The organism is Ruegeria sp. AM4, assembly GCF_056540665.1.
Genome location: NZ_JBQFXD010000027.1, coordinates 1 through 9,473, shown reverse-complemented (window position 1 = coordinate 9,473; position 9,473 = coordinate 1). Strand labels below are relative to the sequence as shown.

At 56.0% G+C, this 9,473-nt stretch carries 8 protein-coding genes and 1 pseudogene; 3 read left to right on the top strand and 6 right to left on the bottom strand.

The window, feature by feature from the left end; translation table 11 throughout:
* Window positions 1-763: apurinic/apyrimidinic endonuclease family protein (locus ACR0JA_RS23460; protein WP_480580326.1), on the top strand; the 763-nt coding region annotated here is incomplete at its 5' end.
* A gap of 222 nt (window positions 764-985) precedes the next feature.
* Here ACR0JA_RS23460 and ACR0JA_RS23455 read toward each other — a convergent pair.
* From ACR0JA_RS23455 to ACR0JA_RS23430, 6 genes and pseudogenes are all read right to left on the bottom strand, one after another.
* Window positions 986-1,618 carry a tyrosine-type recombinase/integrase gene (locus ACR0JA_RS23455; RefSeq protein ID WP_480580323.1) on the bottom strand — a complete coding sequence of 211 codons (633 nt, stop codon included), beginning with the start codon at window positions 1,616-1,618 and terminating at the stop codon, window positions 986-988.
* Between the two features lie 134 nt (window positions 1,619-1,752).
* A pseudogene (locus tag ACR0JA_RS23450) lies at window positions 1,753-1,968 on the bottom strand (transposase); the annotation flags it as partial.
* A 99-nt stretch (window positions 1,969-2,067) separates the two neighbouring features.
* Window positions 2,068-4,362, bottom strand: coding sequence for a lanthionine synthetase LanC family protein (locus ACR0JA_RS23445; RefSeq protein WP_480580320.1), 2,295 nt, complete (start codon window positions 4,360-4,362; stop codon window positions 2,068-2,070).
* Window positions 4,349-5,458: a phosphotransferase family protein gene (locus ACR0JA_RS23440; RefSeq protein WP_480580317.1), complete on the bottom strand. Its 1,110-nt coding sequence runs from the start codon at window positions 5,456-5,458 to the stop codon at window positions 4,349-4,351. The genes ACR0JA_RS23445 and ACR0JA_RS23440 overlap by 14 nt, the downstream gene beginning before the upstream one ends.
* Window positions 5,459-5,481: 23 nt before the next feature.
* Window positions 5,482-6,027, bottom strand: a complete 546-nt coding sequence (locus ACR0JA_RS23435; protein ID WP_480580314.1) for a hypothetical protein — start codon at window positions 6,025-6,027, stop codon at window positions 5,482-5,484.
* A gap of 70 nt (window positions 6,028-6,097) precedes the next feature.
* The gene (locus ACR0JA_RS23430; RefSeq protein ID WP_480580312.1) at window positions 6,098-6,607 is read right to left on the bottom strand and encodes a hypothetical protein; all 510 of its coding nucleotides are present in this window, start codon (window positions 6,605-6,607) and stop codon (window positions 6,098-6,100) included.
* Between the two features lie 1,168 nt (window positions 6,608-7,775).
* On the opposite strand from ACR0JA_RS23430, the gene ACR0JA_RS23425 reads away from it, so the two are divergent.
* The gene (locus ACR0JA_RS23425) at window positions 7,776-8,387 is read left to right on the top strand and encodes a hypothetical protein (protein WP_480580309.1); all 612 of its coding nucleotides are present in this window, start codon (window positions 7,776-7,778) and stop codon (window positions 8,385-8,387) included.
* 476 nt (window positions 8,388-8,863) lie between these two features.
* Window positions 8,864-9,208, top strand: a complete 345-nt coding sequence (locus ACR0JA_RS23420) for a hypothetical protein (protein WP_480580306.1) — start codon at window positions 8,864-8,866, stop codon at window positions 9,206-9,208.
* Window positions 9,209-9,473: the final 265 nt, after the last annotated feature.

Here is a 9,473-nt window from a genome sequence, read left to right as displayed (position 1 = left end):
CGAAAACTATGTTCTGTGGGGTGGTCGTGAGGGCTACGAAACTCTTCTGAACACGGACTTGAAAACCGAATTGGATCACATGGGCCGTTTTCTGAACATGGTCGTAGAGTACAAACACAAGATCGGGTTCAAAGGCACGATTCTTGTGGAGCCGAAACCTCAGGAGCCTTCCAAGCACCAATACGACTATGACGCTGCGACTTGCATCGGGTTTCTCAGGAAGTATGGGCTGGAGAGCGAGGTGAAACTGAACCTCGAACAGGGGCACGCAATACTAGCCGGGCATAGTTTCGAGCATGAAATTGCTGTTGCAACTGCGGAGGGAATGTTGGGTTCAATTGATATGAACCGCAACGATTACCAGTCTGGATGGGACACAGACCAGTTCCCGAACAACACACCGGAAGTTGCCCTAGCTTACTACTACATCCTGAAGGCTGGTGGTTTTACCACCGGCGGCACAAATTTCGACGCCAAAATTCGCCGGCAATCGATTGACGCTGTCGATCTGGTGGCGGCTCATATCGGTGGAATGGACATATGCGCACGCGGTTTGAAGGCTGCGGCCGCTATGATTGATGATGGGGGATTGGAGGACTCACTGACGGAACGGTATTCAGGTTGGAATACACCAGGTGCAGTGTCCATGTTGGGCAAAGGCCTGGAAGAAATTTCCGCCCGAGTTTTACGTGATGGGATAAATCCCGATCCCAAATCAGGCCGACAGGAAATACTAGAGAATTACGTGAATAGATTTGTGTAACCGCATTGGTGGAACACCTCTGGGCGCGATTGACCCAAAATACCCACAACCAGGCAATTGGCATTGTTTGTTTGATGTCTGGTTTGTCCCGCATCCTGTGTATTCGCAGGCTTCGAGATTTTGCATTTGCAGCGAATGTCCAAAAAGCGGGCTGCGACCGCAGCACTGCAACCTGCCGCTGGATGTCTCCTATGAGCCGCCCGTGAGAGCGGCCTGTTAACGTTAGATCTCTATCGCTTCGGCGATTGCTAGGGCGTCCTCGAGTTCGACGCCGAGATACCGGACTGTACTATCCATCTTAGTATGGCCAAGAAGAAGCTGAACAGCGCGTAGGTTTCCGGTCTTTTTGTAGATCTGAGTGACCTTGGTTCTCCTCATTGAATGGGTTCCGTAGGCGCTTGCTTCGAGGCCGATCGACGTGACCCAATCGCGGACAATCCGTGCATATTGGCGTGTCGAGATGTGCAGGCGTTCATGAAATCGGCCGGGCCAAAGGTACTCTGAACCGACCATCAGCTCGTCTTCCATCCACTTCTCGACTGAAGCTCGCGTGCCCTCGGAAATCTCGAAGCGGACTGGTTTCTGAGTTTTGCCTTGCAGGACGGAGGCGCGCTCTTTGATCTGTCCCGATGCCATCACGTCGACGACTTTCATCCTCACAAGATCACAGCCGCGAAGTTTACTGTCGATTGCCATATTGAACAGCGCGAGGTCGCGATGGTTCTCGGCCAGTTCAAGTCGAACTCGGATCGCCCAGACGTGCTTTGGCTTCAGTGGTCGCTTCTGACCGACGATACGTCCTTTGTTCCAGGCTGGCCGAAGCGCGCGAATGGCAGGTAAGTTTGGGGTTTCCATGTTTGATCCTCCGATCCGCCATGCCCGCCCACAACGACAACCCGACGTTGACCGGAAAATTTTATCACAGCATGCTGCGCTGCCTCCGAGGTCGGCTCAGCAACCGAGCGCATTCCAAGCCAGTTAAGACGCGACATTGCGCCAATGATCAGGAGGCGTCGGATATCTGCCTGGCCTGCCTTGGTCATGCGTCCCAAGCGTTCCTTACCTCCGGAGGAGTGCTGCTTCGGGACAAGACCCAGCCAGGCTGCAAAGTCACGCCCAGTTTTGAACTGGGACATGTCAGGTCCGAACGCCTCTACCGCAGTGGCTGTGATTGGACCGACACCCGGCACGGTCTGGACCCTAGCGAGTGGCGTCAGCATTGTTCGGGATAGGTTCGCGGTTTCCGCGGCAAACTGAGATTGGTTCGAATTAGTCTGACAGCACCTCTGCACGTCCAAAGACCACTATTGACCCTGCGCAACCGGCGCGAGGATGCTCGGAACATCGTCATCGGCCATCCGCAGGTAAAAATAGCCGATCCCCGCAAGACCCAACATCAGCCCCGGTGTTTCCCAAGGAATGCCGCAAGGCCAGTTCTGGTCGTCACTAGCGTAGCGATGGATACCGAAACTGGCGACGCGATGGACGAGGTCAGTGTTTTGAACGTCCGGGTCAAACCAAAGGCCAACGCTGAACAAAACGTCGGCATTGCCCGCCATTCCATGACACAAAGAATAGTTTTCAATCTCCGACTCCAGACCGGCTTGCACAGCCTTCGCCGTCGCCAGGATCGCAACCTTGGCCTCATCCCGGAACCTGTCCTGCCCCAAACGCGCGAAGGCCCCGATGCGGGCCAGAGCGATGCCCGGCGCGCCGTGACACCATGCGCTGGCGAAGGTCCGGGTTTCACCGGGTGTGTCTCCGCTACGAAGGTCAGGCCAGTTGCCTGCGACCGGGTCAAACAAGTCCGACTCGTAGTCAAAAGCGCGCAGAGCGGCCAGTTTGTACTTGGCCTCCCCAGTGGCATGAAACAACTCCAAAAGAGCGAAGCCCATTCCCGATGCACCGTGCGAAAATCCGGTTAGACCGGGTGTGTTCGGATAGCTGATTGACGGCCAGAAACAGCCCTGACCCAGGGGCTCGGCTGCCGCCAGCAACCGGTCTCCTATTCGGGCCGCGCGGCCGACCAGCATCGATGGATCCAGATGGCTGCGGGATGCAAGAAGCGCCACGATCGCACCGGCCGAGCCTGCAAGCAAGTCGGGTTCGGTGGGCCCGTCAGGCAAATCCATCATACGTCCGAACAGATCATCTGCCCGTTTTAACCAAGCTTCTTCTTGCAATAAGCTGCCCGTGCGCGCGGCGGCGAGCGCGATCCCGCTCCATCCCGAAAACAGCCCGAACCGCGCTTGTGGTGGAATGTTTTGGAGTGTCGCGAAGGATTGGGTCAGAGCGGCTGCGGCGGTGTTCCGAAAGATGGAACCCCCTGCGGCTGCATACAGTTGCGCAAGGAACAACGCCAGACCCGCAGTTCCGGAGTACATGTCCGCCCCGATTGTTCGAAAAACGGGGCGCGACGGCGCTTGATCGTGGCTTTGAGGAGTGGGTTCGGCCCCGACCCAGGTACAGCGATCTTTATACCAGATTGCGCTCTCCACAATCTTGCGTCCAATGCCTTCTGCAGTTTCCAGACATGTTTTCGGATCGGCTTGCGGCAATGAGGTGGAGGGCCGAGCCCGATTGGGCCGCGACGGGCTATCCAAAGCCTGATAAACATCTTTAGAGCCCGGATTCAGATATGGCTGATCCAGGTCGATGCCCGCCGCCTCTAGGGCGTTCGCAACAACCTCTAGCCGCGCTGCGGGCGTCTGTCTGCCCAGCTCGTGCGCCCGGATCAGACCTTCGGCCAAAAGCGCGCATCGGTGCAGCCCAAAACTGGTCCCCGCGCCCGGATCTTCGGCCAATCCGACCCCGTCTGCCAGCGGTTTGGTCAGGGCCGGTGTCGCGGGTTTGAGCATATCGGACAGGCTGGAGGCCAAACGCCGAATGGTGTCCCCGATCTGGCCGATATCGACTTTGCGTAGGTACAGAACCGCCGCATCGGCGCGGGTGTAACGCGTGGGGTCATTGAGAACCTTGAGCTTGAAGGGAACCTGTATCTGGTTCAGTGCCCCTGTTGCCATCTGCACAAAAGGAACCGCTCCGGCGGCGGTAAGGTTCCAATACCACCTGACCAGTTCGTCGTCCGGCGCCAGTTCCTGATCTCCCACTGCCATGTAAAAGCCCGGAGAGAGATGCGTGAACTCCTTGGGTACTAACAGCCGCGCCTGAGCTCCGGGTGGCGGGATGTGCTGTGTCGAGTCCGTTTGGACCTCATTGCGCCTTGCTCGCAGCGTTAGCTTGCCGTTCCGAATGATCGTGGCATCGCCCGTGGCGGTGGAGATGGTCCAACCCTTGGCCCAATGACCTGACCCGGCATTCGATTGCGATAACGCGGTGATGAACGGCGTGCGCCCTGACACCACCTGAGGCCCATGACCATTGCTTTCGGCCCGAGCGGTGCCCGGACAATAGAAATCCCTATACAGCCGCGTTTGGAGCGTGTAGTGCAAGTAGCTGCGGGCCGCCTGAGAATTGAGGCCCTTTGTAATGGATCGCGGCAAATGTTCGGAACGCGTTCCGAACCAGGAAAAACCGGTTGGTGACCGTATGATCGTGGCATCCACCACGGCCATGATCCGATCCCTAAACGGGCGCATAGACGTCTAATCCTTGCGACCTGAGGCCAAGCAAATGAGCTGCTGCCTCACGCGGCCTTTCGAGGATGTTAAGGCTCAACTGCAGAAAGCAAATTATGTTCCCGTTCAATTGGCTTGAATGCTGCATCTGCTCGAAAGCCGTCTGCAACAGGCGCGCACCGGCGAACCGGACGGCCCGGATCAATTGCCGGTCGGCTTCGACCGGGCTGAAGCCCATGCGCGCGCTATAGGTTTCCCAAAAGGTACGAATGCCGGGATGCATGCGCTCCAGAGGAAAGCGGGCCAGATCCAGAAACCGTTCCGGTGGCTCGTACCCGGTGATCGGAATCGAGAGCAACCAGAACCCCAGATACTCCTGAAAGATCGAACCGGTGTCCCAGCAGGGATCCCCGGCCCGCGCAAGCTCCCAGTCGACGATCCTGACGCGGGTTTTGCGGGCCGAGGCGGTTTTGCCCGTTGCCAGACAATTGTCCCATTTCAGATCGCCGTGAATGAGCGCATCGTTGCTCCATTCCTCAGCCAGAGCCCGAAGGTGATCGCAATACTCCGGGAATTCCTGAACCATGCTGATCAGGCTCAGGTTGGCGGCGCTGCATTGATGGAAAAATCCGGCATCGGGGCTGTGCAGGGAAAAAACCCACGGCACACCGCCCCGTCCGGCCGCTGCAGGGTTTTCCGCCGTCACAGGAAGTTGGTGCAGACGACTTAGGGCATCAGCGAGTGCCCGGGCTGGCAGGACAGGAAAGCTCCCCCGTTGTGCGTGGTATTCCCGCAGGTTCTGCCCGCCTTCGATCCATTCCAGAACCAGAATCTCATTTTTGGTGTCATATCGGTGCAGGTCTGGTAGATAGCGCGAAGAAAATGCCACTGTGGTTCCCAGCCGTTGGTACACGGTGGCTTCATGTGCCACCGCCGCTGCCCGTTCTTTTCCAACGCCTTGTTTGATCAGGAAGCCGCGACCGCTGTCATTTGTGACGCAGAAATTGTGATGACGGCGCGACACGTTGACAACGCTAAGGACGTCCTCAACGACCTCGGCAGGACTGAGAAGCCCCTCGCTCAGAAGGTAATCCACAGTCTTGGGCTGGGACAGCATGGGCAACCCGGTCAGGCACTAAACTACGGACATTCGGCCTGCCAGGAACTGTCACACTGGAACGATCCGGTGCAATAGACGTCGCCTCCGCCAAGCCAGGACACTGCCACGAAATCGCAGAATTCACGCACGCAGGACGCATGTACTGCAACCGAACCCGGCTGGAACCCACCGCCGCCCGGTCGCAGGATGCCAAAGGCGTTCAGGATGCCCGGCGCAAGCCTGTGCCGTGTAGCCCGCGATGCGATCGCACCCTGCAGAAAATCCGACTGCGCCTCGCGCGAGGTTGCCCGCACTTGCTGGACGTTGCTGTCGCGCTTAATCCAAATCACCGAACCTCCCAGTCTTGCTTCGTCCTTTTCGAGGGTCTGGCAATGGACAACATCGTCCTTGGGAATCTCCAGATATTCGTTCAGGCTGGGATTGGTATAGAGACGCCAATGCCCGTCCCGCCCGCTTTCGCCCAAAAAGCCGATCAGGACCCTGACGTCCGGTATCGCCGAAGGATCCGGCACCAGTTGTTCCACCAGATGGTCGGGTTTTAACTTCTTTCCCTTTTCCTGTGCCATAATGAACTTCTCCGTAAGATAAGTATTGGTGCACCGGTAATATGACCGGTGCCGAGAAAATTTGCTTCGCCTAGACCGGGCCGCGCAGTTGGCGCGCGATCAGAGCGGTCGGCACGGCGGTGCACGCCGCGCATAATGTGTCGAAATCACCACCGGTATGGCACCCGCCCGCGACAAACGCAGCCGCACCGAACGGTCCGAACGATCCCCTGGATGGGGACGCGTCTTGCAGAAATTTGTCCGAAATCTTGCCGCGCAGGAACTCCGCCCGCGCCTCGCGCGACCCGGTGCGGTGATGTACGATATTGGCGTCCTGTCGCAGCCAGAGGACAGAACCACCGACCCGGCTTTCCCTTGGCGTCAACCGCTCGAAGCGGATGACGTCGTTTTCTTTGAAGTCCAGATACTCGCTAAAGTCCAGCGCCAAGTACAAACGCCAGCCTCCGCGACGCTTTGCTTTGCCCAGAAGGCCGAATACCAAGCGGGCATCCTGATGATGTGGCGGTATTGGGAAGTCAACTTCAGGACCGTCGACTCCGCCAAGACCGACAGGTGCCCATCTCCTTGCATAGCGGGGCATTTTTCGCTCCCAACTTGCCGCGGACCAATGGAATGAACTTGCTTTTGTGTATTCAAAAAGTGTCTCATGAGCCCCCAGTTGTGTCAATAGAACCGGCCCGTGTAGGCGGGCTTTGGCCGGAGTAGAAACGGTCGCGGACACTGCAACAACGTCTGGAGGGCAGAGCGCCGACCTTTTTTTGGGCCGACGTCGGACCTATTTGGAACCCGACTCTCCACCAACCTTCGCCCAAGCTTGGCACAGTGCGCCTTGCGGCAAAAGCGGTTCGTCTCACAAAGCGAAACCGGGCGTATTCCGCGATCCGTAGGCGCTGTCAGAGTAGTCGGTTCTGGGGCAGGGGGATATTTCTCCACCTCCAATTATGCAATCAACGAAGACATCGTCCTGCGGTATCTCGAAAACCACATCACCGATCCCACCGGCGTCAGTCGGCAATGGTTCAGTATTCGCTTTGAGTAGCAGGTTGTGGATACAGAGCTTCGTTGATGGCCGTCGCTGACTCCTTCGTGTCTGCTGTCGGGTTGAATGAAAAGGCGCAGGACTTCTTTGCCAGGTCGATCACACAATATTAAAAGAAAGTAATGAAATACTTGCTCCAAACCCCAACTGCCAGAGCAATCCTCATGGCAGTCTTCGTAATCATTCTTGTGAAGCTTTGCAGCTATGACAGTTATGAAGGGGCTGGATACCAAGGACCTGATAAAGAGTATTGGAGCGGTGGAGACCCGGTTATCGTCAAAATATTAAGCGAGTGAATGCTTCCGGTTTTCTAGTGTCATAATTAGCGCTAGAAGATCGATCGACTTTTCTAAGTCAGCTTTGTCCGCATAGTGTTGAAAAAGTCGCCATTTAGGCATGTGCAGGAAGCGGCCTCAATGGGCTGCCGGCTTCACGACCAGGCCTTCGCGTCGCATCACCGCGTGCATCTGCAGTGAAATTCGCCTGATTTTACTGCCATGGCAATCAGGTTCTATCAATTCGCAGATGTACGAAATACTCCTGATCAATTCCACGTACAGGTGCAAGACCCCCCACCGTTCCCTTGATCAGCCCAAACCGAACACTCATAAATCCGATTTTGTATGCCAAAGCACCAAAACTTGTCTGATTTGAGTAAGCTCGTTAGCCTGAGCGTATTTCACATCACCAGTTTCAATGGGGCTTTCAGATGGCCAAACGACCAGCCAATGACCAATCCGACCCTTTCAGGGGCAGCGAGGCTAAATTCGCAAAAGCGCTCGGCCAATGGAGCGATCTGGCGGCGCAAACGGTTACAGCACAGGGTCTCCCAGATGTGGGCGGCGGCGTCATCCGCCTGAAGGAATGTCTGCTAGGTCTCGTTTCAAGACTGTTCAAGGCTTTGAGGCAAACCCTCGAACCCCTGAACCCAATTCTGGGCAACATCAGTGAAATAGTGAGCGAGACCATCGACAATATGCTCGACGGTCTGATCAAACTGCTTGAGGATCTCGCTGACGCGCCCGGCGCAGTTACCGAAGATGCAATCGGTGCGGTTCTGGGTCTGATTGAAGCGATCAAAAAGACCCTACACCTGCTTATTGACGGGATTAAACTGCCTGATCTGACCGCCCCGGTGGAATTGCTCCTCAACCTGATTGACAACGTGCTGGGCAACATTGCCGAACTGGTGTCACCCAAGGCTGGGCACACGGCAAAGATATTCCGCAACAATATGTACGGTCAACTAGCTGCGATCCGAGCAGCCGAAGCCGCGCGTAGCGGGCGGTTTTCTGCGGAAGAAAGACGCGACGAGGACTAAGGCTAGTTGATTTCGATACTCGATTGTCCCGAGCTACCGCGGTGTAACCTCACACGAAAAGTACCTTTGTGGGCGAGTTGAAGTTAAACACACTGATTTTCCTTGCAATCACCACAAGATGGGCAAAGAAAGAGAAGAAACCACTCTTTGCCGCCAATCTTTGCAGTTACTCTGCCCATTCACCCGTCTCTTCTTTTTACATGCAGCCGTTGGATATCTATCACCAACGGAGTTCCTGAAAAAAACAACCGCGCCAGCGCTTGAGGCTCTTGCGATCTCGACACTGCCGCTCAACACTAAAACTCAACCGGAAGTTTCCGGATCAATACGGCCCTAAGTGCGGGGGAAGGTCAGTTCCAATGTGGGAAGCCAAGCTGTAGACTATCCTGCCCGTTTTTCCTCTCCTTAGCCTTTATCTTGTCGGAGTTCTATTTGATTGAAGTTCTTACCTGAATTACGAAATCGAAGGATTCAAAATGAAGTGGTTTCTGATGTCCGTGGCGGCGTGTGCACTAGTAGCGTGCGCGCCCCCGTCTCCGTCGTCACCAGCGGAAAAAGCTGCACGTAGCGCGGCAGCGTTCGAGTTTACAGCAACCAGGTGCACGCAGCACGCCGGCGGCTACAGTGATGCTGTTGCATTGCAGAAGGAAGCTCAATCCAGATATGCGACCGCCAGGAAACTTGGCGCAACAGAGCAGCAGATAGCGGAACAAAAGAAAATCGCTGTCAATGCATTATCTAGCGCAGAATTTTTGGCTGGATCGAATGAAGCTTGCAAGTCGTTGGTGTCACACGCAGCAAAAGCAGCGGCACAATCCTGAATAAAAACCGCGAGGGGTGCCCAAACCGGCCCTCTTCGCCCTGACAGGGTCGGTAGCTGCTGACACAAACCATCGATACGGTACTGACCTGCCTCATGTTTTGCGCTCGCAGCGAATGTCTGGAATGCGGGCTGCGACCGCGGTATGTTGAAGGCGGTTCGAAGGTCCGGAAGGGGCCTATTTTGTTGAAAAACTCATCCTTGATCGCCGCATGAACTGCTGATTCAATTCTTCCAATGGGCTGGAGGATTGGCGATGATGGGAC